We start from the raw sequence: 26,133 nt of genomic DNA, 5'->3' as shown, positions 1-26,133 counted from the left end.
GCCATAAAGGCCCCCTCTTCACGAAACTCGCACAAATCTGATCGTAAGCTGCACACAGTGCAAAAGCTCGCATAATGCCCCGACGATCAGATTCTTCAGACTTAGCGACGCAGACCGAGACTTTCGATCAGGCTGCTGTAGCGTGCAACGTCTTTACGCTTCAGGTAGTCCAGCAGCTTACGACGCTGAGATACCATGCGCAGCAGACCGCGGCGGCTGTGGTGGTCTTTTTTGTGCTCAGAGAAGTGACCCTGCAGATGGGTAATCTGCGCGGTCAACAGGGCAACCTGAACTTCAGTTGAACCGCTGTCGTTAGCACCACGGCCATATTTAGCAACGATCTCTGCTTTAGCTTCTACGCTTAGAGACATAATAAACTCCAGTAATAAATGAATGTATGGGTGCCGATCTCTAATTCAGCATCCCGCTTTAAAGCCGCGCTATTCTACTCTGCGCCCGATAGCAACGCAAATGCCCCATCAGCGAAAAGTGAACGCCTGGCTTAATCCTGATACTCAACCACTAAACGACGTGGCGCAAGACGGCCATCATCGGCAATTTCTGCCATACCGATAAACTTACGTGCTTCGCCTTCCGATACCCTGACCAGCCCGTGCGCAGGCGCATTGCTGGCCTGCACCGGCTGTCCCTGGCGGAAAAAATCTGCCACGGCGGGCGGGATATTCACTTCAGGGAAATCAGAAGCGGGGCTGTCCATCGGCAACAACAGCGGATCGAGCTGCGTTTCCAGTGGGATGCCTGCTTCTGTGGCTTCCGCCAGCAGGGTATTGAGCTGTTCCAGCGTTACCATCCTTTCATACGGATAACGGGCAACCTGTACACGACGCAGCATGATGACATGCGCACCGCATCCCAGCTTTTCGCCCAGATCATCGATGATGGTACGGATATAGGTACCTTTGGAGCAGTGAATTTCCAGCTCCAGCTCATTATCCTGCCAGCGAATAAACTGCAGCTCATAGACCGTGATCGGGCGCGGTTCACGCTCAATCACAATGCCCTGACGCGCATATTCATACAGCGGACGACCCTGATGCTTCAGCGCTGAAAACATTGATGGCACCTGCAGCGTGTCGCCGCGGAAGCTCTCAAGGGCGCTATCCAGATCGGCCTGGCTGAAGCTGACCGGACGCGTCTGCACGATGTTGCCATCGGCGTCTGACGTGTCAGTGCGTTCGCCCAGTCGGGCAATCACACGGTAGCGTTTGTCGGAATCGAGCAGATACTGCGAAAACTTGGTCGCTTCACCCAGGCAGATTGGCAACATGCCGGTGGCCAGTGGATCAAGCGCGCCGGTATGGCCTGCGCGATTGGCGTTGAAGATACGCTTCACTTTCTGCAGGACATCATTCGACGAAACGCCTTGTGGCTTATCCAGCAACAACACGCCATGGACGTCGCGACCGCGACGACGCGGACGACTCATTACGCCTCCTCGTCATCGCCGGTGGCATCCGGACCACGGCGCTCTGCATCGTTCTTCACGACGCTGGTGACGAGGTTAGACATGCGCATCCCTTCGACTAACGAGTTGTCGTAGAAGAACGTCAGCTCAGGCACGATACGCAGGCGCATCGCTTTGCCGAGCAGAATGCGAATGTAACCTGAGGCTTCTTTCAGCGCTTTCAGGCCATGCTTAATCGCATCTTCATCTTTGTCGTTGAGGAACGTCACGAACACTTTTGCGTAAGCAAGATCGCGTGACACTTCAACGCCGGATACGGTGACCATCATGCCAAGGCGCGGATCTTTAATCTCACGCTGCAGGATCATCGCAATCTCTTTTTGCAGCTCTTGTGACACGCGCTGCGGGCGACCAAATTCTTTCGCCATCATTATTTCTCCCAAATAATTCGGGAGGCCAGAGGCCTCCCAAATTGCAACACATCAGCAGTCTATTACTCGATGGTGCGTTTAATTTCGATGATTTCAAACACTTCGATCATATCGCCAACGCGAACGTCGTTGTAGTTCTTCACGCCGATACCGCACTCCATGCCGTTACGCACTTCGTTGACGTCATCTTTAAAGCGACGCAGAGATTCCAGCTCGCCTTCGTAAATCACCACGTTGTCACGCAGGACACGGATTGGATTGTGACGTTTGATGTTACCTTCCGTCACCATACAACCAGCAATCGCGCCAAACTTCGGTGATTTGAACACGTCGCGCACTGCAGCCAGACCAATGATCTGCTGTTTGTACTCTGGTGCCAGCATGCCGCTCATCGCCGCTTTAACTTCGTCAATCAGGTTATAGATGACAGAGTAGTAGCGCAGATCCAGGCTTTCTGCGTCAATGACGCGACGCGCAGAGGCATCGGCACGAACGTTGAAGCCAAGGAGGATGGCGTTAGAAGCAGCCGCCAGGGTTGCATCGGTTTCGGTAATCCCGCCTACGCCTGAACCCACAATCTTCACCTTCACTTCGTCGGTGGAGAGTTTCTGCAGGGAATCAGAGATGGCTTCCACAGAACCCTGAACGTCAGCTTTCAGAACGATGTTCAGTTCAGACACTTCGCCTTCGGTCATGTTAGCAAACATGTTCTCGAGCTTAGATTTCTGCTGGCGAGCCAGTTTAACTTCGCGGAATTTGCCCTGACGATAGAGCGCAACTTCACGTGCTTTCTTCTCGTCACGTACCACGGTCGCTTCATCACCTGCAGCCGGCACGCCGGACAGGCCCAGAATCTCAACCGGGATAGAAGGACCCGCTTCCAGAACTTCGCGACCCAGTTCGTCACGCATTGCACGAACACGGCCATATTCGAAACCACAAAGAACGATGTCGCCTTTGTTAAGCGTACCTTCACGAACCAGCACGGTAGCAACCGGACCACGACCTTTGTCGAGGAACGATTCAATCACTACGCCGCTCGCCATACCTTCACGGATAGCCGTCAGTTCCAGCACTTCCGCCTGCAGCAGGATTGCATTTAACAGGTCATCAATGCCGGTACCCGCTTTCGCAGAGACATTCACGAACATGTTTTCGCCGCCCCACTCTTCTGGAATAATTCCGTACTGAGTCAGTTCGTTTTTAACACGATCCGGATCCGCTTCTGGCTTATCGCACTTGTTCACGGCAACCACAACCGGCACTTTAGCGGCTTTGGCGTGCTGAATAGCTTCGACAGTCTGTGGCATCACGCCATCGTCTGCGGCAACGACCAGGATAACGATATCGGTCGCCTGCGCACCACGTGCACGCATCGCGGTAAACGCGGCGTGGCCCGGGGTATCCAGGAAGGTGACCATACCGTTGTCGGTTTCAACGTGGTAAGCACCGATGTGCTGTGTAATACCGCCCGCTTCGCCAGAGGCGATTTTAGTGGAGCGGATATAGTCCAGCAGAGAGGTTTTACCGTGGTCGACGTGGCCCATGATGGTCACAACCGGCGCACGAGATTCCTGTGCCGCATCGGTATCACGATCGTCCATTACCGCTTCTTCCAGCTCGTTCTCACGACGCAGGGTCACTTTGTGGCCCATCTCTTCGGCAACGAGCTGTGCAGTTTCCTGATCGATGACCTGGTTGATAGTCGCCATAGCGCCCATCTTCATCATCGCTTTGATGACCAGAGAACCTTTCACCGCCATTTTGTTCGCCAGTTCGGCTACGGTGATGGTTTCGCCAATCACAACATCGCGGTTAACGGCCTGCGCTGGCTTGTTGAAGCCCTGCTGCAGTGCGCTAGGTTTGCGATGCTTACCGCCTTTACCGCCACGAACCTGCGCACGCGCTTCTTCACGGTCAGTTTTGGCTTCGGAATGTTTGTTGCCTTTTTTCGCCGGACGCGCAGCTTTAGCAGTCGTACGCGCACGCGCACGGCCTGCTTCAACCTGACGGTCGTTTTCGTCTTCTGCCTGACGGGCGTGGGTCGAAGTGGTGACGTGATAGTCGCCTTTATCCTCTTCTTCCGGTTTTTCCCATTCAGCTGATTTCTCTTCAGCCAGACGGCGGGCTTCTTCGGCTACGAGGCGGGCAGCCTCTTCAAGCTTACGGCGGGCTTCTTCTTCAGCTTTACGCTTCAGTTCAGCAGCTTCAGCTTCGCGACGGGCTTTGTCTGATTGCGCAGCCCTGGTCACTTCGTCGGTAGGTTGATTTGTCACTTTGTCATTTTCCGCTGCTGCACGTTTGGCCTTATCAGCGGCTTCGCGCCTTGCTTTATCTTCGGCTTCACGTTGCGCTTTCTGTTCAGCTTCGCGACGGGCTTTTTCTTCAGCCTCGCGTTGCGCCTGCTCTTCCGCTTCACGCTGCGCCTGGGCTTCAGCTTCTGCCTGAGCTTGCTCAGACTCTGCATCACCTTTCACATAGGTACGCTTTTTGCGGACTTCAATTTGCACCGACTTACTTTTACCCCCGGTGCCTGGAATATTTAAGGTGCTGCGCGTTTTACGCTGCAGCGTCAGCTTAGCTGAACCGACCTGACCGTGTTCACGGTTCAGATGAGATAGTAAGGTTTCTTTCTCTTGCTGGGTCACCGCGTCATTTTCAGACTTAGGGATCCCCGCATCAGCAAATTGCTGTACCAGGCGATCGACCGGAGTCTGAATTTCTGCGGCCAGCGATTTTACGGTTACATCTGTCATGCTGTTCCTTCCTGTTATTACGCGTCATCGCCGAACCAGCAGATATTACGTGCGGCCATAATCAGCGCGCCGGCCTGTTCATCAGACATGCCTTCAATATCCGTCAGATCGTCAACACCTTGCTCAGCGAGATCTTCCAGCGTGCAAACGCCTTTTGACGCCAGGCGGAACGCCAGCGCACGATCGAGGCCTTCAAGATTCAGAAGGTCCTCAGCGGGCTCCTGATTTCCAAGACTCTCTTCTTTCGCCAGTGCCAGGGTGGTTAACGCATTTTTTGCTCGTTCACGCAGGGCTTCAATGGTCTCTTCATCGAGGCCGTCGACTTCCAGCAGCTCGTTGATTGGCACGTATGCCAGCTCTTCCAGCGAGGAGAAACCCTCTTCCACCAGTACGGTGGCGAACTCTTCGTCGATGTCGAGATGTTTAGTGAACATATCGATCGCTGCATGCGCTTCAGCCTGATGCTTAGCCTGCAGATCATCGACGGTCATCACGTTCAGCTCCCAGCCACTCAGCTGCGAAGCGAGACGCACGTTTTGGCCGTTACGGCCGATCGCCTGAGCCAGATTGCCAGCTTCTACGGCGATATCCATGGTGTGATTATCTTCATCAACCACGATTGACGCCACATCGGCCGGAGCCATGGCGTTAATAACAAACTGCGCCGGGTTATCGTCCCACAGCACGATATCGATACGCTCGCCGCCCAGTTCACTGGAAACAGCCTGAACGCGCGCGCCGCGCATGCCCACACAGGCACCCACCGGATCGATACGTTTGTCGTTAGTTTTGACTGCAATTTTAGCGCGCGAACCCGGATCACGGGCAGCAGCTTTAATTTCAATCAGTTCTTCGCCAATTTCTGGCACCTCAATGCGGAACAGTTCAATCAGCATTTCCGGTTTGGAACGCGTCACGAACAGCTGCGCGCCACGCGCTTCCGGACGTACCGAGTAGAGTACGCCACGAATACGGTCGCCTGGACGGAAGTTTTCACGCGGCAGCATATCTTCGCGCAGAATGACCGCTTCGGCATTGCTGCCAAGGTCGAGGGAAATGTTGTCGCGGTTAACTTTTTTCACCACACCAGTGATGATTTCGCCTTCCTGCTCACGGAACTGATCAACCACCATCGCGCGCTCAGCTTCGCGCACTTTTTGCACGATAACCTGCTTAGCGGTCTGGGTAGTGATACGGTCAAAGGTGACCGATTCAATCTGATCTTCGACATATTCGCCCAGATTGAATGCTTCATCTTCGAAGCGGGCCGCATCCAGCGTGATCTCGCGCGTCGGCTGTGTCACCTCTTCTACGATTTCCCAGCGGCGGAAAGTATCGAAATCGCCACTGCGGCGATCAATGCTGACGCGTACTTCAATTTCCTGCTCGTACTTTTTCTTGGTCGCAGTCGCCAGCGCGCTCTCCAGCGCTTCGAAGATTTTCTCACGCGGCAGGGCTTTTTCGTTAGAAACGGCTTCTACAACAGCTAAGATCTCTTTGTTCATCCTGGTTAGCCTCAATCCGGACTTTTAAAAGTGGGGGACCAGGTTCGCTTTCTGAATATTACTCAGCGCGAACACTTCATCGCTACCCTCAACGTGCACCGTGATCATCTCGCCATCAACTGACTTGATGGTTCCCTGCCATTTACGGCGGTTCTGAACGGCCATACGCAACACCAGACTCACTTCTTCACCCATAAAACGGGTGTAGTGTTCTGCGGTGAACAGAGGACGATCGAGTCCCGGTGAAGAGACTTCAAGGTTGTAAGGTACCGTAATCGGATCTTCAACATCCATTACCGCACTTACCTGGTGGCTGACATCGGCGCAATCATCGACATTGATGCCATCTTCACTATCAATATAGATGCGCAGGATAGATGTGCGACTACGAACGAATTCAATTCCAACCAGTTCGTAACCCAGCGCTTCTACGGGAGCCGATACCAACTCTGTCAATTTTTGCTCTAATGTGGACAAGCCCACCCCCAAGACATAAAAAAAGGGCCTATAGCCCAGTATTACGATTCGCTAATAACAAAAAACCCCGAATATTCGGGGCTTTTAGTCACTGGACCCTGTATGCCGCAATGCGGCCCGGACTCCATCCAAAGAATTTCCTTTCAAAAAATAGCCGTGAATGCGTCCGTCGATGCATACAGTATATTTGAAAAAGAACTCAAAGGGAAAATTGGTTGCGGGGGCCGGATTTGAACCGACGACCTTCGGGTTATGAGCCCGACGAGCTACCAGGCTGCTCCACCCCGCGTCCGAAAACGTGGCGAATAATACGCCAGACCTGCATAAAATGCAAGAGATACTGCTATTTGGTACCGAGGACGGGACTTGAACCCGTAAGCCCAATCGGGCACTACCACCTCAAGGTAGCGTGTCTACCAATTCCACCACCACGGCACTGCACTGACCACAACGATTCGTTGTGCTGACGACCTTACTTAGGAATATCGCTGCCCGGTGTAACCGGTTGAGCTGGCTTTTCAGTCTGTTGAGAAGACTGCGCCGGCGCAGAAAGATTTTCCCACTCGCTTCCTTTCGAGGCTTTATTGCTGTTCAGATTACCCAGAACCAGGCTGATGATGAAGAACAGTGCCGCTAAGATGCCAGTGGTACGGGTCATGAAATTACCTGAACCCGAAGAACCAAACACCGTACCGGATGCGCCTGCACCGAATGAGGCTCCCATATCAGCGCCTTTGCCTTGCTGTAGCATGATCATACCCACGAGGGCGATAGCTACAATAAGGAAAACAACTAAAAGAGCTTCGTACATATTCAACCTGTTCCTTGCACGATAATCGTACAGTTAAAGCTTCAACCAGTATTGATGGGGCGTCTCGTCATCACCCATCAGAAGCGGGTGTGAATACTAACCAAAGGCGCATATCTCTGCAAGTGCAATTTCTCTTACGCAAACTGATTGCAGAAAAAAGCGCCATCCCGGTGATTTTACAGGCGGATCCGCATTCTGAGAACCGCCTTTAAGAGGTTTAAACCGCTTTGACCTGATCGGCAATACGATTAGCCAGTTCGGTGACCTGCGCCTCATTTTCGCCTTCGACCATCACACGAATCAGCGGCTCAGTGCCTGACTTACGCAACAGAACGCGTCCGCGACCCGCCAGCGCTTTTTCAACATCGGCGGTGACCGTTTTGACGGCGTCGCTTTGCAGCGGGTCATGCTCGCCCGCGAAGCGTACGTTGACCAGCACCTGCGGCAGCATCTTCATACCACTGCAGAGATCGTGCAGGCTCATGTGGTTACGCACCATCGCAGTGAGCACTTGCAAACTTGCCACGATACCGTCGCCTGTGGTGGTTTTATCCAGCAGGATCACATGACCGGAGTTCTCCGCGCCGAGACGCCAGCCCTTCTCCTGCATCTTCTCCAGCACATAACGGTCACCGACTTTGGCACGGGTAAACGGAATGCCGAGCTGTTTCAGCGCTAATTCCAGGCCCATGTTGCTCATCAGCGTACCCACTACACCGCCACGTAACTGCCCCTGACGCAGCGCTTCACGTGCAATGATGTAAAGGATCTGGTCACCGTCAACTTTGTCACCCAGATGGTCAATCATCATGATGCGGTCGCCGTCGCCGTCATAGGCCAGGCCAATATCCGCCTTCTCTGCCAGTACGCGTTGCTGCAGCAGTTTAAGATCGGTCGCACCGCACTCTTTGTTGATGTTCATGCCGTCTGGCTGCACACCGATTGCGATGACGGTTGCGCCCAGCTCGCGCAGGACATTCGGCGCAATGTGGTAAGTCGCACCATTGGCACAGTCGACCACAATTTTCAGGCCATTCAGATTGAGCTCGCTGGGGAAAGTCCCCTTACAGAACTCAATGTAACGCCCTGCTGCATCGACGATGCGGCTGGCGCGCCCTAACTGCGCGGACTCCACGCAGGTAATCGGCTTTTCCATTTCCAGCTCAATCGCTTCTTCCACGTCATCAGGCAGTTTGGTGCCTTCGGACGAGAAGAATTTAATGCCGTTGTCGTCAAATGGATTGTGCGACGCTGAAATAACGATGCCCGCCTCAGCGCGGAAAGTGCGGGTCAGATAGGCGATGGCGGGGGTTGGCATCGGACCGGTAAACGCAGCGGTCAGGCCCGCGGCGGCGAGGCCCGCTTCAAGCGCAGACTCCAGCATATAGCCAGAGATACGGGTATCTTTGCCGATGATGATCTTTTTGGAACCGTGGCGCGCCAGTACTTTACCCGCGGCCCAGCCCAGCTTCAGGACGAAATCTGGCGTGATAGGTGTTTCACCGACTTTGCCGCGAATGCCGTCTGTACCGAAATATTTACGATTACTCATGATGTTCCTTTTGCTCTTCGGGTCGCTTCGACCACGCGCATCGCTTCGGCCGTCTCTTTTACGTCATGGACGCGAATAATCTGCGCGCCCTGCATGGCAGCAATCACCGCGCAGCTCAGGCTGCCAGTCAAACGCTGTGACGGGCCGACATTTAACAACTGGCCAATCATCGATTTACGCGACATCCCCACCAGCAGTGGCAGACCAAAGTGGTGAAAATCGCTGAGATGAGCCAGCAATTCATAATTGTGGCTGAGATTTTTACCGAAACCGAAGCCCGGGTCGAGTATCAGCTGCTCTTTTTTCATTCCCGCCGCTTCGCAACGCGCAATCTGCTGTGCAAAGTAAGTGTCCACTTCGCTTAAGATGTTTTCGTAAACCGGTGCCTGCTGCATGGTGCGCGGTTCGCCCTGCATATGCATTAAACAGACAGGCAGTCCGGTTGCGGAGGCGGCTTCCAGCGCACCCGGCTCAGAGAGTGAGCGGACATCGTTAATGATGTGAGCACCCACTCGCGCGGCTTCCCTGATGACTTCGGCTTTAGACGTGTCCACGGAAATCCAGACTTCGAAACGCTGGGCAATGGCATCGATCACCGGAATGACCCGCTCCAGCTCCTCCTCCACACTGACCTCATCAGCGCCAGGACGGGTTGATTCGCCGCCTACATCAATAATGGTTGCGCCGGCATTCACCATCTCATTGGTATGCGTCAGCGCATCGACCAGCGCGTTATGTTTACCACCATCTGAAAAGGAGTCCGGCGTGACATTCAGAATGCCCATCACATGAGGAAACGATAAATCGAGATGGGAATCACGGGCAAACAACTTCATGGTGAAAACTCCTTGCTGATCAATATCTGGATGTAAAAAACCCCGGACCAGCCGGGGTTTTGTCTGACGATGATGCGTCTTATTTGTTGTACTGCTCTGACATGGTATTGCCTGGATTCGGCGTACGCGGTTCATCAACCGGACGTGGCGCTTTTGGCGTACCATTGCTGTCTGAGTTGCTGCCTGGATCTTCCCAACCCGCTGGCGGACGCACTTCGCGGCGTGCCATCAGGTCGTCGATCTGTGGTGCATCAATGGTTTCATACTTCATCAGCGCATCTTTCATCGCGTGAAGGATGTCCATGTTCTCACCCAGAATGCGACGAGCACGCTGGTAGTTGCTGTCGATCAGGTGTTTAACTTCCTGGTCGATGATGCGGGCTGTTTCATCAGACATATGTTTCGCTTTCGCGACAGAACGTCCAAGGAACACTTCACCCTCTTCTTCTGCATACAGCAACGGACCCAGTTTTTCAGAGAAGCCCCACTGCGTCACCATGTTACGTGCCAGATTCGTCGCGACTTTAATGTCGTTGGACGCGCCGGTAGAAACATGTTCAACACCGTAGATGATCTCTTCTGCCAGGCGACCGCCATAAAGTGTTGAGATCTGGCTTTCCAGTTTCTGACGGCTGGCGCTAATCGCGTCGCCTTCAGGCAGGAAGAAGGTCACACCCAGCGCACGGCCGCGCGGGATAATCGTAACTTTATGCACCGGATCATGCTCTGGCACCAGGCGGCCAATAATGGCGTGGCCCGCTTCGTGATAGGCAGTGGATTCTTTCTGCGATTCCGTCATCACCATGGAGCGACGTTCCGCACCCATCATAATTTTGTCTTTCGCTTTCTCGAACTCAACCATCGACACCACACGCTTGTTCGAACGAGCGGCGAACAGCGCTGCTTCGTTCACCAGGTTAGCCAGATCGGCACCTGAGAAGCCTGGCGTGCCACGTGCAATGATTGCGGCATCAATGTCGGTTGCCAGTGGCACACGACGCATATGCACTTTCAGGATCTGCTCACGACCACGTACGTCTGGCAGACCGACCACAACCTGACGGTCAAAGCGGCCTGGACGCAGCAGCGCAGGGTCCAGTACGTCAGGACGGTTAGTCGCGGCGATAACGATAATTCCTTCGTTACCTTCGAAACCATCCATCTCAACCAGCATCTGGTTCAGCGTCTGCTCACGTTCATCATGACCACCGCCTAAACCGGCGCCACGCTGACGACCGACGGCGTCGATCTCATCGATGAAGATGATGCACGGTGCGGCTTTCTTGGCCTGTTCGAACATGTCGCGCACACGGGATGCACCGACACCGACAAACATTTCCACAAAGTCAGAACCGGAAATAGTGAAGAAAGGCACTTTGGCTTCACCGGCAATCGCTTTTGCCAGCAGGGTTTTACCGGTACCCGGCGGCCCCACCATCAGAACGCCTTTTGGAATTTTACCGCCCAGCTTCTGGAAACGGCTCGGCTCACGCAGATATTCCACCAGCTCAGCCACTTCATCTTTCGCTTCGTCACAACCCGCAACGTCGGCGAAAGTGGTTTTAATCTGGTCTTCTGTCAACATGCGGGCTTTGCTTTTGCCGAAGGACATCGCGCCCTTACCGCCGCCGCCCTGCATCTGACGCATAAAGAAGATCCACACACCGATCAGCAGCAGCATCGGGAACCACGAAATGAAGATGGAAGCCAGCAGGCTCGGTTCTTCCGGCGGTTCGCCAACCACTTTGACGTTTTTGGTCAAGAGGTTATCGAGCAACTTGGGATCGTTGACAGGAATGTAGGTGGTATATTTATTGCTGTCTTTTTTGACAACGTTAATTTCACGCCCGTTAATACGTGCCTCGCGGACCTGATCCTGGTTCACTTCCGACAGGAAGGTTGAATAATCAACCCGACGGCCATTCGACTCGCTGGGCCCAAAGCTCTGGAATACTGACATCAGCACGACCGCGATGACTAACCAGAGAATCAGGTTTTTCGCCATGTCACTCAAGGGATTAACCTCATATTACATCGGTGTTAACAGATAGCGTAGGGTACTATAGTTCCTGCATACATGGAATCGCAGCAAAGCTGCGGACATCTCCAGCAATTTGGTTATAGTTTGCGCCCAGTCGCCACAATGTACACTTCACGTGAACGAGACCGTGAAGCGTCCGGCTTACGAATTTTTACTTTCGTAAACAGGGAGCGAATTTCCCGCAGGTATTCATCGAAGCCATCTCCCTGAAACACTTTCACTACGAAACTGCCGCCAGGTGCCAGAATATCCCGACACATCTCCAGCGCCAGCTCCACTAAATACATCGACCGGGGAATATCTACGGCAGGTGTACCACTCATATTCGGCGCCATATCGGACATGACAACCTGAACTTTCTGATCGCCAACGCGCTCAAGCAGCGCATTGATCACCGATTCTTCACGAAAATCGCCCTGAAGGAAATCGACACCGACTATCGGATCCATTGGCAGGATATCACAGGCAATGATGCGCCCTTTATTCCCGATTTGCTGAACCACATACTGCGACCAGCCACCAGGTGCAGCACCCAGATCTACCACGGTCATGCCGGGTTTGAAAAGCTTGTCACCCTGTTGTATTTCATCAAGTTTAAACCAGGCGCGCGAGCGCAACCCTTTTTTCTGCGCCTGAAGCACATATTTATCGCTAAAGTGTTCCTGAAGCCAGCGGCTGGAGCTGGCCGAACGCTTTTTACCCGTCATAATAATTCCAGTTAAATCGTCATCGTAGCGATAAACCTGCACGCAATGGGTTGCGTCGATTTGGTGATATACCCGAGATGGCGGTAGAATGAACCGTTTTCAATCCCTGAGTAAGTAAAAAACTACGATGAATCTAAGTACCAAACAAAAACAGCACCTCAAGGGCCTCGCCCATCCGCTCAAGCCAGTGGTTATGCTGGGTGGCAATGGCCTGACTGAAGGCGTGCTGGCCGAAATCGAGCAGGCTCTGTCGCATCACGAACTAATCAAGGTAAAAATCGCCTCTGAAGATCGTGAAACGAAACAGCTGATCGTCGAGGCTATCGTGCGTGAGACCGGTGCCAGCAACGTACAGGTGATCGGCAAAACGCTGGTGCTGTATCGCCCCTCTAAAGAGAGCAAAATTTCTCTGCCACGCTAAGTGGGCAAAGAAAGTGACATGCTCTTACCTCAGATAAAAGGCCGCAATGCGGCCTTTTTCCTTTCTTTACATTGTGCTTAAACGCTTTTCAAAGCGTAGCAACATCTTAAAGGTATTCCACCTTCAGGATCTCATACTCAACGTCGCCGCCCGGGGTTTTTACGATAGCCACATCATCGGCCTCTTTACCCACCAGGCCACGCGCCATTGGCGAATTGACCGAAATCAGATTTTGCTTAAAGTCCGCTTCGTCATCGCCCACGATGCGATACGTGGCTTCTTCGTCGGTCTCGACGTTCAGCACGGTCACCGTGGCACCGAAGATCACGCGGCCGGTTTTCGGCATCTGCGTGACATCGATAACCTGCGCATTGGAGAGTTTGGCTTCAATCTCCTGGATACGGCCTTCACAAAAGCCCTGCTCTTCACGCGCAGCGTGATATTCCGCGTTCTCTTTTAAATCGCCATGTTCGCGTGCATCAGCGATAGAGGCGATAATGCGCGGGCGCTTCACGGTTTTCAGCTCGTTCAGCTCTTCGCGCAATCTTTCAGCGCCTCTTAACGTCATCGGAATCTGATTCATTTAAGCTCCTCGCCCTCTTTCCTGTTTAACGATGTCATCCTGACCGGTGACCGCAGAAAAAAGCGCTCTGCGGCGCATTAGCCCGTTTTTGCAAATAAAAGAATCCTGACCCGGAGATGCCTCCAGGCCAGAAAAGAGTTTTGCAATTTGATACGTATTTTACCCCAGAGTTCCCTGCGGGTCATCGTTTACTTTGCACCGCCCAGCGACGTAGTATTGACGCCCTCACCTGCCAGTTACCGCGAGATTATGCGATTTTCACGACTTGTTACCGGATTAGGCTGCGCATTTATGCTGCAGGCACACGCAGCGCCAGTTGATGAATACATGCAGTACCTGCCAGATGGCGCCAATCTGGCGCTGATGGTTCAGAAAGTGGGTGCATCAACACCAATCATTGATTACCACGGCAAACAGATGGCCCTGCCCGCCAGTACCATGAAAGTGGTGACAGCGCTGGCGGCACTACTGGAACTGGGTGGCGACTTCCGTTTTCAGACCACGTTTGAGACCCGGGGTGCCATTATAGATGGCACCCTGAACGGCGATTTAGTCGCACGTTTCGGCGGTGATCCGACGTTAAGCCGTCAGGATCTGCGCAACATGGTCGCGGCGATAAAGAAGCAGGGCATTAATCATATCAAAGGCAACCTGGTTATTGACACCTCGGTTTTTGCCAGTCATGACATGGCACCGGGCTGGCCGTGGAACGATATGACCCAGTGCTTCAGCGCCCCGCCGGGTGCCGCGATTGTGGATAAAAACTGCTTCTCGGTGTCGCTCTACAGCGCTAATACGCCGGGTGAAAATGCGTTTGTGCGCATCGCTTCCTATTATCCGGCGCATATGTACAGCCAGGTCCGCACCATCGGCCGTAACAGCGGTGAAGGGCAATATTGTGAACTGGATGTGGTGCCGGGTGAGCTGAACCGCTACACCCTGACAGGCTGTATGCGCCAGCGTGCCGAACCGCTGCCGCTGGCCTTTGCGGTGCAGGATGGCGCGGCGTGGGCGGGTGAAATCCTGAAGGCAGAGCTGCGGTCATCAGAGATTGACTACAGTGGCCATCTGGTACGCCAGACGCAGGTCACGGAGCCAGGTACTGTACTGGCATCGACCCAGTCTGCGCCGCTGCACACGCTGCTGCACACCATGCTGAAGAAGTCAGACAACATGATAGCCGACACGGTCTTCCGCACCATTGGTCATCACTACTTCAACGTGCCAGGTACATTCCGCGCCGGACAGGATGCTGTCCGCCGGATCCTGAAAGCCAAAGCCAATGTGGATATGGGCAACAGCATTCAGGTCGATGGTTCCGGTCTGTCGCGCCACGATCTGATTTCGCCGCAAACCATGATGCAGGTGTTGCAGTTCATTGCGAAGAATGACAACACGCTGGATTATATTTCGATGCTGCCGCTGGCGGGCTATGACGGCACGCTACAGTATCGCGGCGGGCTGCATGAGGCGGGACTGGATGGCAAGGTCTCGGCGAAAACCGGTTCACTGCAGGGCGTCTATAATCTGGCGGGCTTTATTACCACCTCCAGTGGTGCCCGTGTCGCCTTTGTTCAGTTCCTTTCCGGTTATGCGGTGCCGCCGGAAGATCAACGTACCCGTCGTATTCCACTGGTACGTTTTGAAAGCCGACTCTACCGCGATATCAATCAGAACAACTGATAAAGCAGAGATAAAAAACGCAGCGGGCGATCACCCTGCTGCGTTTTTTTATGGCTGAACCGATCAGAAGCGGGTGTTCACGCTCATATAAAATGTGCGGCCCGATTCGTTAAAGGTATTGGCTCCCGCGCCGTAGAGGTAAGCGCCGGTGGTGGCATTGCCGGTAGTCTGCGCATTGCCCTGACGGAAATGACGCTTGTCGAACAGGTTGTCGATACCGACCGTGAGGCTGGCATACTGATTAACATCATAGGTGACGCTCATCCCCACCACCGAATAGGGGCTGACCTGATCGGTCGCGCTGCCGGTTACGGCGTTACCCTTATAGTCATACTTCTTCGGCACCTGTTTACCGTACCAGGTCAGGGCTGTCTGGAGGGAGAGATCCTGCGTCGCCTGCCAGCTCAGCGTCGAATTGAGCGTATACGCCGGAATAATTGACAGACGATCGCCAGTCTCTTTATTTTTGCTTTGCAGCATATACGTGAAGTTGTTGTTCCACGTTACGCTGTCGGAGAACGGGACGTTAACCGTACCTTCCAGCCCCTCAACCACCGCTTTTGGCACATTTTCCCATTTGTAGATGTCGGTTTTGCCGTTAGACGCGGTGCCGGTGGGAGCCGTGCCTGCCTCAATCTTGTTGCGATAGTCGTTGCGGAACCAGGTCAGACCCGCCTGATAGCCGTCGCGCTTCCATTCCAGTCCAATCTCTTTGTTGATGCTGTTTTCCGCTTTCAGGTCATCATTACCCATCAGATAACAGGCACCGGTACTGGCCGCGCAGCCCTGACCATTGCTGTAAAGCAGATAGTTCGGGTTGGTCTGGTAGAGGCTCGGCGCTTTATAAGCGCGCGCAATGCCCATTTTCAGGGTGACCTCATCGCCTAATCCCTGTGAGAGGTTGAGCGACGGGCTCCAGTTATCGCCGACAATCGAATGGTGATCGAAGCGCAGGCCTGGCGTCAGCATGGTGCTGTCGGTCAGCTCAATATTGTCTTCCGCAAACAGTGAGAAGATCTCCGCCTGCGAATAGGGAGAGCGTCCGGTGGAGGCGATACCGGGAATCGAACCGTAGCTGGCGGCCTGCGTCGTCGAGGACGGATCCTTCATCCGCTGCTGATTCCATTCCGTGCCAAAGGTTGCGGTCTGATTCACCAGCCACTCAAACGGCACGCTGATCTCGCTGTGCAGCAACACATCATCCAGCTGGATGGTGTTGAAGTTGCTGTTGGAAAAGATACCTTCAGTGCCGCCCGCCAGCCCTTCATTCAGGCGCGAGTTACGGGTGTTTTCATACTGCGCATAGGTATTGGTGCTGAGGCCATTATCCCAGGCGCCGGTCCACTTAACAGAAAAGTTCTGCCGATAGAGTCGGTTGGTCTCGTCACCATATTTGCTTTTCACAAGCGCGTTGGTATTGGTGTTCTGGGTGTCGCCAGCATAGAGGTTGCCCTGCCGGCTGTAACCGGCCCCCACTTCCAGCGCCTGCATTGGTGCAAACGCCCAGCGCAGCAGGCCATGAATATCTTTATTGACTGAACCTTCCCGGCCCGACGGGTAGGATCCTGCATAACTGCCAGTGCGGTCAGCGGCGTGACCTTCATTAATGTCGTAAGCGTCGGCCTGCGTTTTTGCCAGACCGCCATAGAGCCGGAAACTGACATCATCGCCCAGCGGTCCTTCAAGACTGAAGTTGGTACGCCGCGTCGCGCCCTCCTCCTTGTGTTGCGGCACGTTGTAATAGGCGCTCCACGAGCCGTGCCACTGATTATCCATCTCTTTTTTGGTGATGATATTAACTACACCACCCGCCGCACCATTGCCGTAACGGGCCGCTGCCGGACCGCGGATGACGTCAATGCGGTCAATGATCTCTGGCGGTACCCAGTTCGTGTCGCCGCGTGTATCGCGCTCGCCACGCCAGCCAAGCCGCACGGAATTACGGCTGGTTACCGGCAGCCCATCGATCAGAATCAGGGTGTTTTCCGGCCCCATGCCACGGATATCGATCTGACGGTTGTTTCCGCGCTGGCCGCTGGTGGAGTTACCGGTCAGGTTGACACCCGGCATGGTGCGGATAATTTCGGCAACGTCGCGCGCAGGGGGATGTTTTTTTATTTCGTCGGCGGTAATCGTCGATACGCCAGGTGCCTGCAGTGTCTGCTCAGCGGCGGTGACCGTCATGGTGCCGTCGTGGATCGTATCTGACGTGTTGTTGATCGCCGGGTCGCTGTGGGCTTGGGCAGCCACTGCGCCAGCAGAAATGAGAGAGGCAGTAAAACCCAGTTCAATCATAATGGCTAACGAAAGCCGGGATAACTTTTTCATTTTTCTGTTCCTGGAGTGCCAGCGAGCATGCCACTGCCGGCGTACCGGTAAAAAGGTCATAACCTTGCCTGCAACGCATTAACCCTCCCGCCACACCTGCTTCAGAACCGCGTTACGTCCGTCTGAAATCCGATGCGACAGAGAGAATGCGCGCGCTCCCTGTCGAGCGGAAACACCCTATTGCAAATGCAAATAATTATCAATACTATTATCTGTAACATGCATGACCCTAAGCAAGTGTGATTGAATCATGGCGCGAATGGCGTGGTTAAACGAAGAGACCGGCAGCGAACGCTGGTGGCATCATCAGCAGCAACAGGGCATTCCCCTGATTGAACCCGCTGAAAAGGGGACCTGTCAGGTCACTTTTTTCTGGCGTGATCCGCAGGGTGATCCGCTGCACTCTGATACCCGGCGCGTCTGGATCAACATTACCGGTGTAACCGATCATCATCACACAGCCTCACCTTCTTCCTTAACACCTGTTCCTGATACCGATGTCTGGTGGTGGCAAACCACTCTGCCCGCTGACTGGCGCGGCAGTTACTGCCTGATCCCTGACAACCAGACAGAGACGTTTACCGGGCAGACTGATATGCAGGCGCTGCGCCAGTGGTGGGGTCAGAAATTCCGGCACGCACAAAGCGATCCGCTCAATCCGCTGCGGAGCTGGTCGGCCGGGCGCGGCATGAGCGTCTCACCGCTGCATCTGCCGCTTGCGCCTGAGCAGCAGGTCTGGCGTGCAGTTGATGAAGGTCGCGCCGCCACTCTTCCGCTGCAGCAGCATCTGTGGCGCAGCCAGCGGCTGGGCAATCAGCGTCAGGTCTGGCTTTATGTCACCGGCGAGGCAGACGCTGCCGATCGTCCGCTGGCACTGCTGCTGGATGGTCAGTTCTGGGCGCACAGCATGCCGGTTGCCGGTCCGCTTCAGGAACTCACTGAGGCAGGCGAACTGCCTCCTGCGGTCTATGTCATGATCGATATCATTGACCGCGAACACCGCACGCGTGAACTGACCTGTAATCCCGATTTCTGGCTGGCGATTCAGCATGAGCTGTTACCACAAATTCAGCAGTGGGCACCGTTCCGGGCCGACAGTACGCTGGTGGCCGGACAGAGTTTTGGCGGCCTTTCTGCCGCTTACGCCACCCTGACCTGGCCGGAAACCTTTGCGGGTGCCGTCAGTCTTTCCGGTTCGTTCTGGTGGCCCGCGCGCGGCGACCCGAATGGCTGGCTGCCGCAGCAGTTACAGCAGGGTTTGCTGCAGGCGCCCTCCCGGCGCTTTTATCTGGAGGCGGGACGGCGCGAACGACTGATTCTGGCGGCAAACGAGCAGTTTCAGCGCGATCTGACTGTGGCAGGACATCAGGTCAGCTATCACCCGGTTGAAGGTGGTCACGATGCGCTGTGCTGGCGCGGCGGGCTGCTGGCGGGCCTCAAAGCTATGTGGCAATCGTCATAACCCGCTGAACTCCCGCCGCCTGTGCGCCATTAAAAGAAAGAAAAAGGATACGCAGGAGAGCGGCGTTAACGCGCCCGACGACTTCGGACAGGAGACCAACATGCAACAACTCAATCCTTTCGACGATCCCCAGCAGGATTGTCAGGTGCTGAAAAACGATCAGCAGCAATACAGCTTATGGCCCGCCTTTTGTGCGGTTCCGCCAGGATGGCGGCCTGTTTATGGGCCCGAACCACAGGTTCGCTGCCTGAGCTGGCTGAATGAAAACTGGCACGATATCCGTCCCGTTATGACGCAGGACAGTGGGAGCCGCAATGTCTGAGACCACCCTGAACCCGCTGACAGAACAAAAAACATTGCCGCTGGTGGCCGCTCAGCCCGGCATCTGGATCGCTGACCAGTTATCCCCCTATTCCAATGCCTACGCCGTGGCGCATTTCGTTGAACTGCGTGGTGCGCTGAACAGCGCGCTGCTGTCTCGCGCCATCGTTGCCGGCATGCAGGAAGCGGACACGCTAAATATGGCCTTTGGCGAGCAGGAGGGTGAACCGCTGCAGTGGCCTGCCCCCCAGCATTTTCGCGAGCCTGAAATAATCGATCTGCGCGATGCCGCCGATCCGGCGGCGGCCGCACGGACGCTGATGCAGCAGGATATGTCCGGCGATCTGCGGGTGCTGAGCGGTGCGCCGCTCTATCATCACAGCCTGCTTCGGCTGGGCGAGGATCACTGGTACTGGTATCAGCGCTACCATCATCTGGTGGTTGATGGTTTCAGCTTTACCGCCCTGACCCGCCGTATCGCCCATCTCTACAGCGCCTGGCGGCACGGCGACACGCCGGAGCCGAGCCCCTTCGTCCCGTTCAGCGAGGTCGTCGACGAGTATCAGCGCTATCAGCACTCTTCGACCTGGCAGCGCGATCGTCAGTTCTGGCTGGAAAAAGGGGCGCATTTACCTGCGCCCGCCTCGTTATCCTCGCTGCCGCTGGCGGGTCAGAGTGCCAGCACCGACCTGCTGCGACACACATTTGCCGTGGAGCGACACACCTTTCAGGCGTTGCTGGCGCATACTCAGCAGCAGAATCTCAGCGCGGCGGACACCGCCTTTGCGCTGGTGGCGCTGTGGCTGGCGCGCCTCACCGGTCAGAACGACTTTGCCGCCGGTTTCATCTTTATGCGCCGCATCGGCTCGGCCGCGCTCTGCGCCACCGGTCCGGTGATCAACGTATTGCCTATGGCGATCCATTACGATCCGGCACAGCCGCTGACGGCACTGGCCGCGCGGCTGGCGGGTGAGGTCAGAAAAATGCGCCGTCATCAGCGTTACGACGCTGAGCAGGTGCAGCGCGATCTGGGGCGATTGGGTGACAGTGCTCCGCTCTATGGGCCGGTGATTAACCTGAAGATGTTCGACTATCAGCTCGATTTCGCCGGCATTGAAGGCATCACTCATCAGCTGGCGTCAGGCCCGGTTCGCGATCTGGAGATTGCTATCTACCTCAGCGAACAGGGCGACCTGACGCTGGAATTACTGGCTAATGCAGCGCGCTACAGCGAAACCGTGCTGAAGCAACATGCCAGCCGCTTTAGTCTGCTGCTTCAGCAGCTTGCCGTCCGGCCAGCGTGCGCCTGTGGCGAGCTGGATATGCTGATGCCGGAAGAACATCAGCAGTTGGCAGCGATCAATCAGACCGCCGTGATGCTGCCTGCAGAGACGCTAAGCAGCCTGCTGCTGCAGCAGGCGCAGCGTACGCCGCACGCCGTGGCGCTGGCGGATGAGGCGCATCAGCTTAATTATCAGCAGATGCAGCAGCAGGTCGTCGCGCTGGGACAACAGCTGATTGCGAAGGGTGTGACGCGGGGTGACATTGTCGCCGTGGCGCTGCCGCGCTCGGTCTTTTTATCGTTGGCACTGCAGGCGATTGTCAGCACAGGCGCAACCTGGCTGCCGCTTGATACCGGCTACCCGGACGATCGGCTGAAGATGATGCTGGAAGATGCCGCGCCGAAAACGCTGATCACCTGCCGCGAACTGGCAGACCGGCTGGCGGCTCTCTCACCGGTTGCGCCGCTGTTTTACGACGCGCTGTTAACACCGGTTGATCGCGTGCTGACACAGGCTCCGCGTCCGCATGATGGCGCTTACCTCATCTATACCTCTGGTTCGACCGGTCGGCCAAAAGGCGTGCTGGTCAGTCATGAGGCAATCGTCAACCGACTGCTGTGGATGCAGGATTGTTATCCGCTCGGCGGTGATGATGTCGTGCTGCAGAAAACGCCGAGCAGCTTTGATGTCTCGGTGTGGGAGTTCTTCTGGCCCTTGATTGCTGGCGCACAGCTGGTGATGGCACCGCCTGATGCCCACCGCGACCCGGAAGCCCTGCAGCAGCTGTTTGCCCGCTACCGCGTGACCACCACCCATTTTGTTCCCTCGATGCTGGCGGCCTTTGTTGCCTCGCTGCAGGATGACAATGCGATAGAAAGGTGCACCACCCTGCGGCAGGTGTTCTGCAGTGGCGAAGCGCTGCCCGCTGAGCTGTCGCGCCAGTGGCAGACGCTGACCCGGGTACCCTTGCATAACCTGTATGGCCCGACCGAAGCGGCAGTGGATGTCAGCTTCTACCCGGCGTTCGGACCCGCGCTGGCAGCCGTCGACGGTGCCAGCGTGCCGATTGGCTTCCCGGTCTGGAACACCGGCTTACGGATTCTGGATGCGCGTCTGCAGCCGGTGCCGCCAGGCGTGACGGGCGATCTCTGGCTGACCGGCGTGCAGCTGGCACAGGGTTATCTGGATCGCCCCGACCTCACGGCCAGCCGGTTTGTGGCCGATCCGTGGGGTCACGGCTCCCGCATGTACCGCACCGGCGATGTGGCGCGCTGGCTGCCGGATGGTGCGGTGGAGTATCTGGGCCGCAGCGACGATCAGCTTAAAATCCGCGGACAGCGCATCGAGCTGAATGAGATCGACCATGCCATGGCTGCGCTGCCTGGCATTGTGCAGGCCGTGACGCATGCGGTGGTACTGGGCAGCAGCAGCGACCAGCAGGGTGATGCCCGCCAGCTGGTCGGCTATGTAGTGGCAGATGGCCCGATTGATGCCGTCGTCATGCGCCAGACGCTGGCGACACAGTTGCCCGCGCATATGGTGCCGGTGGCGATTGTTCAGCTGGCGGCATTACCGCTCAGCAGCAACGGCAAGCTGGATCGTAAAGCGCTGCCGCTGCCACAGACCCGGACAGCGGCTGCCGGTCGTGCGCCGCACCCTGGTCTGGAAACCACGCTGGCGCAGGCGTTCGCCACGCTGCTGGAACGTGAGTCCGTCAGCGCACAGGATGATTTTTTTGCGCTGGGTGGCCATTCGCTGCTGGCGATGCGGCTGGCGGCGCAGTTGCGGCGGACGCTGAATCAGCCGGTGTCAGTGGGCCAGATTATGGTGGCAGCTACGGCAGAAAAGCTGGCCGCCCTGCTCAGTAGCGAATCCGCGGAGACAGCCCGCGCCGGATTTGAGGCGGTCTTGCCGCTGCGGCGCACTACCGGCCCGACGCTGTTCTGCTTCCATCCCGCCTCCGGTTTTGCCTGGCAGTTCAGCGTGTTGCAGCGCTATCTGGATGCCCGCTGGTCGCTGCTCGGTATTCAGTCACCCGACATTACCAGCCCGCTGAATCAGGCGCAGCACCTTGATGCGGTGTGTGACGCACATCTGGCGACGGTGCGCCAGCAGCAGCCAGAGGGGCCCTACTATTTCCTTGGCTACTCACTGGGCGGCACGCTGGCACAGGGTATCGCTGCGCGGCTGGAGGCCGAAGGTGAAACGGTCGCCTTCCTCGGGCTGCTGGATACCTGGCCGCCAGAGACGCAGAACTGGGATGAACGGCGCGGCGAAAACGTGCTGGACCCGGCGGTGCTGGAAGAAGTGAATCGGGAGCGTGAGCAGTTTATCGCGGCACAGCGCGAGCAGGCCGGTGAAGGGATGGCGGCGCTGTTCACCACCATTGAAGCCAACTACGCCAGTTCGGTGCGCCTGCTGGCGACGGCACGCAGCGCCCGCTTCCGGGGACACGCCACGCTGTTCCTGGCGCAACAGACGCAGCAGCCCGGTCAGGATGTGCGTCGCGCCTGGGCGCCCTGGATTGGCGGGCTGACCGTCTGGCCGCTGGACTGTGCGCACGTCGAGATCATCTCACCACGCATGTTCGAGCAGATTGGCCCACGACTGCAGCAGTGTCTGGCGGCGCTGATTTCCTGAGCCGTCCTGACCTCGCGCTTTCTTCACCGGAGAAAGCGCGGGTCAGCCTCTGCCCAGCGGCACAATCATCGGCGTACCGGCCACGGGATCGTTAATGATGATGCAGCGCAGGCCGTAGATCGCTTCTATCAGTTCCGGCGTCACAATCTCCGCCGGTTTCCCTTCGGCAACGATTTTCCCGTCGCGCATCGCTATCAGGTGGCTGGCGTAGCGGCACGCCTGATTAAGATCGTGCAGCACCACCACCAGCGTTCGGCCATGCTGCTGATTGAGATCCTGCATTAATTCCAGCAGTTCAATTTGATGGGCGATATCCAGCCAGGTGGTCGGTTCATCCAGCAGCAATAGCGGTGTCTGCTGAGCCAGCACCATCGCAATCCACACCCGCTGCCGCTGACCGCCAGAGAGCGTATCAACCTGCTGCTGCGCTAAACCGGCCACGCCGGTGGCCTGCATGGCCTGCTGCACCGCTGCCTCATCTTCCTGTCGCCAGCGCCCGAACAGCGACTGGTGCGGATAACGCCCGCGCGCCACCAGTTCGCTGACGCTGATACCCGCAGGCGCGTTCGAGCTTTGCGGCAGCAGCCCCAGCCGGCGTGCCACCTCTTTGGTAGCGTAGTGAGCAATCGTATTGCCATCCAGCAGCACCTCGCCCTGTAGCGGCGAGACCAGGCGGCTTAAGGTACGCAGCAGCGTCGATTTTCCGCAGGCGTTGGGACCGATGATCACGGTCAGCTCACCGTCAGGGATCGCGACAGAGAGATTCTCCGCCACGATTTTTTTGTCATAGCCCAGCGTCAGCGCGTCACCCTGCAAACGTGTTGTCACTTTCATTGACGTCGTGCCTCCCGCACCAGTAGCGCAATCAGATAGAGTCCGCCCAGACTGACCGTGATCACGCCAACCGGCAGCTGATAAGGCAGGAAAAAGTGCTGCGCGGCGTAATCCGCGGCGATTAACAGCAGCGCGCCACACAAGGCAGCCAGCGGCAGCGCGCCTTTAGTACCACCACTGAGCCGCCGCGCAATCTGCGGTGCCAGCAACGCAATAAAAGAGATCGGACCGGCCAGCGCCGTCGAGGCGGCGGTGAGGATAACGCCCGTCAGCATCAGCATGATGCGGCTGCGCTCAACCGGAACGCCCAGCGCGCAGGCCGTGTCGTCACCCATCTCCAGCAGTCGCATGCGGCGGGCCAGCATGCCTGTTGCCAGCAGCGCCAGCAGCAGCACGGTGATCACCGGCGTGGTTTTTGCCCAGGTAATGCCGTTAAGTGAACCGGCGCTCCAGAGCCCGGCACTCAGTGCCGCCTCCAGTGAAGCACTGATAATCAGCCAGCTGTTCAGCGCCATCAGCAGTGCCCGCACGCTGATGCCCACAATAATCAGCCGGAAGGTCTCCACGCCGTTGCGCCAGCTGAACAGCCAGACCACACCTGCAGTGAGCAGCCCGCCTGCCAGCGCCGCCAGCGTCATCCCTTCCATGTTTTGCTGGAACAGCACCAGCGCCACCAGCACACCGCTGTAAGCGCCAGTGTTGAAACCCAGAATATCGGGACTGCCCAGCGGGTTGCGCAGCAGCGACTGGAAAATCGCCCCGCTGACGCCCAGCGCCGCACCAATCAGCAGCGCCATCATGACGCGCGGCAGACGCCACTCCAGTACAATCAGCTGAACATTGCGCGCTGCCTCGCCGTTGAGAAGTGCCCATAACTGGCTGGCGGAGATCGGTAAGGTGCCGCGCGTGACGCCCAGAAAAGCCAGCGCCCCGCAGGCCATCAGCAGCAGCGCATTGATCATCGTCCGTGTCATATCTGCCCTCTTCCCAGCTTACGGCGCACCAGCACAATCAGCATCGGCGCACCGAGAATGGCCGTGACAATTGACACGCGCAGTTCACCCGGCACCAGCAGCCGTCCCAGAATATCGGCCGCCAGCAGCAGACAGGGAGTGATCACCAGGGTTCCCGGCAGCATCCAGCGATGATCGTTGCCCAGCAGCCAGCGGGCCAGATGCGGTGTCATTAACCCGACAAAGGCGATGGGGCCGACTGCCGCCGTCGCCGCACCGCTCAGCAGTGCAATCGCCAGCAATCCCACCAGTTGAGTACGCATCACACGGGTGCCCAGCGCGGTTGCCATATCTCCGCCCATACTCAGGCTGTTGAGCGAACGTGCCAGCAGCAACGCCAGCAGGCTCCCGGCTACGACCGCCGGAAAGACAGTGCGCAGAATGGCGAAATTGCGGATATCCAGCGAGCCGCTGTGCCAGAAACGCAGATGATCGTAAATATCGGGATTAAGCAGCGACAGGCCAGATGTTAAACCCTCCAGCACCGCACCCAGCGCCACGCCTGCCAGCGTCAGACGCAGCGGATTCACGCGGCCGCCGCCGATCGCACCCGTCATGGCCACCAGCAGCGACGCCAGCAGTGCACCCGTAAAAGCAAAACCCAGCCATTCCGCAGGAGAATCGGCGCCAGAGAGGGCGATGCCAAGCACCACCGCAAAACCCGCTCCGGCATTCACACCAAGAATGCCTGGGTCAGCCAGGGGATTGCGCGTCAGGCTCTGCATCAGTGCGCCCGCCAGACCTAAACTGATCCCGGCCAGCAGTCCCGCAAGGGTTCGCGGCAGCCGGGCATCGCGCACGATCACGCAATCGATGCGGCTGCAGTCGGAGAGTAAGGCATGTGTGACATCATGAAAGGGTACAGGTCTGGCTCCCAGCATCAGGCTGAGCGCAATAAGCAACAATAGCAGCATCCCTGAACCGGCTATTGCACGGAGTTGACGCATAACGTTTAAACCTTCACGAATTCAACATGGCTCGCAATTGCGAGTGTTTATGATAATGATACTTGTTATCGTTATT

At 56.5% G+C, this 26,133-nt stretch carries 21 protein-coding genes and 2 tRNA genes; 5 read left to right on the top strand and 18 right to left on the bottom strand.

Annotation, left to right across the window (positions count from 1 at the left end; all coding sequences use genetic code 11):
• Window positions 1-101 precede the first annotated feature (101 nt).
• The 13 genes from rpsO to rlmE form a co-directional block, all read right to left on the bottom strand.
• The gene (gene rpsO / locus BY447_RS12730; protein ID WP_003851063.1) at window positions 102-371 is read right to left on the bottom strand and encodes a 30S ribosomal protein S15; all 270 of its coding nucleotides are present in this window, start codon (window positions 369-371) and stop codon (window positions 102-104) included.
• A 131-nt stretch (window positions 372-502) separates the two neighbouring features.
• Window positions 503-1,447 (bottom strand): tRNA pseudouridine(55) synthase TruB, encoded by a 945-nt coding sequence (truB, locus tag BY447_RS12725; protein WP_033781661.1) that lies wholly within the window; start codon window positions 1,445-1,447, stop codon window positions 503-505.
• The gene (rbfA, locus tag BY447_RS12720) at window positions 1,447-1,854 is read right to left on the bottom strand and encodes a 30S ribosome-binding factor RbfA (RefSeq protein WP_033731320.1); all 408 of its coding nucleotides are present in this window, start codon (window positions 1,852-1,854) and stop codon (window positions 1,447-1,449) included. Before rbfA ends, truB begins: the two co-directional genes overlap by 1 nt.
• 65 nt (window positions 1,855-1,919) lie before the next feature.
• Window positions 1,920-4,613: a translation initiation factor IF-2 gene (infB, locus tag BY447_RS12715; RefSeq protein ID WP_013359910.1), complete on the bottom strand. Its 2,694-nt coding sequence runs from the start codon at window positions 4,611-4,613 to the stop codon at window positions 1,920-1,922.
• Window positions 4,614-4,630: 17 nt separating this feature from the next.
• Window positions 4,631-6,118, bottom strand: coding sequence for a transcription termination factor NusA (nusA, locus tag BY447_RS12710; protein WP_010251792.1), 1,488 nt, complete (start codon window positions 6,116-6,118; stop codon window positions 4,631-4,633).
• A 24-nt stretch (window positions 6,119-6,142) separates the two neighbouring features.
• The gene (gene rimP, locus BY447_RS12705) at window positions 6,143-6,595 is read right to left on the bottom strand and encodes a ribosome maturation factor RimP (RefSeq protein WP_010251795.1); all 453 of its coding nucleotides are present in this window, start codon (window positions 6,593-6,595) and stop codon (window positions 6,143-6,145) included.
• A 212-nt stretch (window positions 6,596-6,807) separates the two neighbouring features.
• Window positions 6,808-6,884 (bottom strand) — tRNA-Met (locus tag BY447_RS12700).
• Between the two features lie 59 nt (window positions 6,885-6,943).
• Window positions 6,944-7,030 (bottom strand) — tRNA-Leu (locus BY447_RS12695).
• Between the two features lie 37 nt (window positions 7,031-7,067).
• Complete coding sequence (gene secG, locus BY447_RS12690) at window positions 7,068-7,406, bottom strand: preprotein translocase subunit SecG (protein WP_003851074.1); 339 nt, start codon at window positions 7,404-7,406, stop codon at window positions 7,068-7,070.
• A gap of 217 nt (window positions 7,407-7,623) precedes the next feature.
• A complete protein-coding gene (gene glmM / locus BY447_RS12680) occupies window positions 7,624-8,958 on the bottom strand; it encodes a phosphoglucosamine mutase (protein WP_013359908.1) in 1,335 nt (444 codons plus the stop codon).
• Window positions 8,955-9,794 (bottom strand): dihydropteroate synthase, encoded by an 840-nt coding sequence (folP, locus tag BY447_RS12675; protein ID WP_110331238.1) that lies wholly within the window; start codon window positions 9,792-9,794, stop codon window positions 8,955-8,957. The genes glmM and folP overlap by 4 nt, the downstream gene beginning before the upstream one ends.
• Window positions 9,795-9,873: 79 nt before the next feature.
• Window positions 9,874-11,799: an ATP-dependent zinc metalloprotease FtsH gene (gene ftsH, locus BY447_RS12670; RefSeq protein WP_033731314.1), complete on the bottom strand. Its 1,926-nt coding sequence runs from the start codon at window positions 11,797-11,799 to the stop codon at window positions 9,874-9,876.
• A 113-nt stretch (window positions 11,800-11,912) separates the two neighbouring features.
• Window positions 11,913-12,542, bottom strand: coding sequence for a 23S rRNA (uridine(2552)-2'-O)-methyltransferase RlmE (gene rlmE / locus BY447_RS12665; RefSeq protein ID WP_013359905.1), 630 nt, complete (start codon window positions 12,540-12,542; stop codon window positions 11,913-11,915).
• Between the two features lie 127 nt (window positions 12,543-12,669).
• Between rlmE and yhbY the strand changes: the two genes are divergently transcribed.
• Entirely contained in the window at window positions 12,670-12,963 is a 294-nt protein-coding gene (gene yhbY, locus BY447_RS12660) for a ribosome assembly RNA-binding protein YhbY (protein ID WP_010251809.1), read from the top strand.
• Between the two features lie 106 nt (window positions 12,964-13,069).
• Here yhbY and greA read toward each other — a convergent pair whose 3' ends face one another.
• The gene (greA, locus tag BY447_RS12655; RefSeq protein WP_010251811.1) at window positions 13,070-13,546 is read right to left on the bottom strand and encodes a transcription elongation factor GreA; all 477 of its coding nucleotides are present in this window, start codon (window positions 13,544-13,546) and stop codon (window positions 13,070-13,072) included.
• 249 nt (window positions 13,547-13,795) lie between these two features.
• Here greA and dacB point away from each other — a divergent pair, with 249 nt between their 5' ends.
• Window positions 13,796-15,229: a serine-type D-Ala-D-Ala carboxypeptidase gene (gene dacB, locus BY447_RS12650; RefSeq protein ID WP_110331938.1), complete on the top strand. Its 1,434-nt coding sequence runs from the start codon at window positions 13,796-13,798 to the stop codon at window positions 15,227-15,229.
• Window positions 15,230-15,292: 63 nt separating this feature from the next.
• Here dacB and BY447_RS12645 read toward each other — a convergent pair whose 3' ends face one another.
• Window positions 15,293-17,557, bottom strand: coding sequence for a TonB-dependent siderophore receptor (locus BY447_RS12645; protein ID WP_110331237.1), 2,265 nt, complete (start codon window positions 17,555-17,557; stop codon window positions 15,293-15,295).
• Between the two features lie 250 nt (window positions 17,558-17,807).
• Here BY447_RS12645 and fes point away from each other — a divergent pair, with 250 nt between their 5' ends.
• The 3 genes from fes (at window position 17,808) to BY447_RS12630 (ending at window position 23,263) form a co-directional block, all read left to right on the top strand.
• The gene (gene fes, locus BY447_RS12640; protein WP_110331236.1) at window positions 17,808-19,019 is read left to right on the top strand and encodes an enterochelin esterase; all 1,212 of its coding nucleotides are present in this window, start codon (window positions 17,808-17,810) and stop codon (window positions 19,017-19,019) included.
• Between the two features lie 100 nt (window positions 19,020-19,119).
• Complete coding sequence (locus BY447_RS12635) at window positions 19,120-19,341, top strand: MbtH family protein (RefSeq protein WP_110331235.1); 222 nt, start codon at window positions 19,120-19,122, stop codon at window positions 19,339-19,341.
• A complete protein-coding gene (locus BY447_RS12630) occupies window positions 19,334-23,263 on the top strand; it encodes an enterobactin synthase subunit F (protein ID WP_110331234.1) in 3,930 nt (1,309 codons plus the stop codon). Before BY447_RS12635 ends, BY447_RS12630 begins: the two co-directional genes overlap by 8 nt.
• Before the next feature lie 42 nt (window positions 23,264-23,305).
• On the opposite strand, the gene BY447_RS12625 is transcribed toward BY447_RS12630, so the two are convergent.
• Genes BY447_RS12625 through fepD form a run of 3 tightly spaced genes read right to left on the bottom strand, consistent with a single transcriptional unit; the run spans window position 23,306 to window position 26,057 of the window.
• On the bottom strand, window positions 23,306-24,097 hold the full coding sequence (locus tag BY447_RS12625; protein ID WP_033781646.1) for an ATP-binding cassette domain-containing protein: 792 nt from the start codon (window positions 24,095-24,097) through the stop codon (window positions 23,306-23,308).
• Window positions 24,094-25,071 carry an iron-enterobactin ABC transporter permease gene (gene fepG, locus BY447_RS12620; RefSeq protein WP_033781644.1) on the bottom strand — a complete coding sequence of 326 codons (978 nt, stop codon included), beginning with the start codon at window positions 25,069-25,071 and terminating at the stop codon, window positions 24,094-24,096. Before fepG ends, BY447_RS12625 begins: the two co-directional genes overlap by 4 nt.
• Complete coding sequence (fepD, locus tag BY447_RS12615; protein ID WP_013359898.1) at window positions 25,068-26,057, bottom strand: Fe(3+)-siderophore ABC transporter permease; 990 nt, start codon at window positions 26,055-26,057, stop codon at window positions 25,068-25,070. Before fepD ends, fepG begins: the two co-directional genes overlap by 4 nt.
• Window positions 26,058-26,133: the final 76 nt, after the last annotated feature.

The organism is Pantoea sp. JKS000250 (assembly GCF_003201065.1).
GTDB classification, from domain to species: Bacteria; Pseudomonadota; Gammaproteobacteria; order Enterobacterales; family Enterobacteriaceae; genus Pantoea; species Pantoea vagans.
Note: the sequence above shows the minus strand (reverse complement) of the source record. Positions and strands in the feature narration are given on the sequence as shown.

Bases quoted from the DNA above. Each gene is read 5' to 3' on its own strand.
- dacB (WP_110331938.1), top strand. From the start codon at position 13,796: ATGCGATTTTCACGACTTGTTACCGGATTAGGCTGCGCATTTATGCTG.
- fes (WP_110331236.1), top strand. From the start codon at position 17,808: ATGGCGCGAATGGCGTGGTTAAACGAAGAGACCGGCAGCGAACGCTGG.
- greA (WP_010251811.1), bottom strand. From the start codon at position 13,546: ATGAATCAGATTCCGATGACGTTAAGAGGCGCTGAAAGATTGCGCGAA.
- nusA (WP_010251792.1), bottom strand. From the start codon at position 6,118: ATGAACAAAGAGATCTTAGCTGTTGTAGAAGCCGTTTCTAACGAAAAA.
- glmM (WP_013359908.1), bottom strand. From the start codon at position 8,958: ATGAGTAATCGTAAATATTTCGGTACAGACGGCATTCGCGGCAAAGTC.
- BY447_RS12635 (WP_110331235.1), top strand. From the start codon at position 19,120: ATGCAACAACTCAATCCTTTCGACGATCCCCAGCAGGATTGTCAGGTG.
- rpsO (WP_003851063.1), bottom strand. From the start codon at position 371: ATGTCTCTAAGCGTAGAAGCTAAAGCAGAGATCGTTGCTAAATATGGC.
- secG (WP_003851074.1), bottom strand. From the start codon at position 7,406: ATGTACGAAGCTCTTTTAGTTGTTTTCCTTATTGTAGCTATCGCCCTC.
- rlmE (WP_013359905.1), bottom strand. From the start codon at position 12,542: ATGACGGGTAAAAAGCGTTCGGCCAGCTCCAGCCGCTGGCTTCAGGAA.
- yhbY (WP_010251809.1), top strand. From the start codon at position 12,670: ATGAATCTAAGTACCAAACAAAAACAGCACCTCAAGGGCCTCGCCCAT.
- BY447_RS12630 (WP_110331234.1), top strand. From the start codon at position 19,334: ATGTCTGAGACCACCCTGAACCCGCTGACAGAACAAAAAACATTGCCG.
- fepG (WP_033781644.1), bottom strand. From the start codon at position 25,071: ATGACACGGACGATGATCAATGCGCTGCTGCTGATGGCCTGCGGGGCG.
- BY447_RS12625 (WP_033781646.1), bottom strand. From the start codon at position 24,097: ATGAAAGTGACAACACGTTTGCAGGGTGACGCGCTGACGCTGGGCTAT.
- ftsH (WP_033731314.1), bottom strand. From the start codon at position 11,799: ATGGCGAAAAACCTGATTCTCTGGTTAGTCATCGCGGTCGTGCTGATG.
- rbfA (WP_033731320.1), bottom strand. From the start codon at position 1,854: ATGGCGAAAGAATTTGGTCGCCCGCAGCGCGTGTCACAAGAGCTGCAA.
- BY447_RS12645 (WP_110331237.1), bottom strand. From the start codon at position 17,557: ATGAAAAAGTTATCCCGGCTTTCGTTAGCCATTATGATTGAACTGGGT.
- folP (WP_110331238.1), bottom strand. From the start codon at position 9,794: ATGAAGTTGTTTGCCCGTGATTCCCATCTCGATTTATCGTTTCCTCAT.
- fepD (WP_013359898.1), bottom strand. From the start codon at position 26,057: ATGCGTCAACTCCGTGCAATAGCCGGTTCAGGGATGCTGCTATTGTTG.
- truB (WP_033781661.1), bottom strand. From the start codon at position 1,447: ATGAGTCGTCCGCGTCGTCGCGGTCGCGACGTCCATGGCGTGTTGTTG.
- infB (WP_013359910.1), bottom strand. From the start codon at position 4,613: ATGACAGATGTAACCGTAAAATCGCTGGCCGCAGAAATTCAGACTCCG.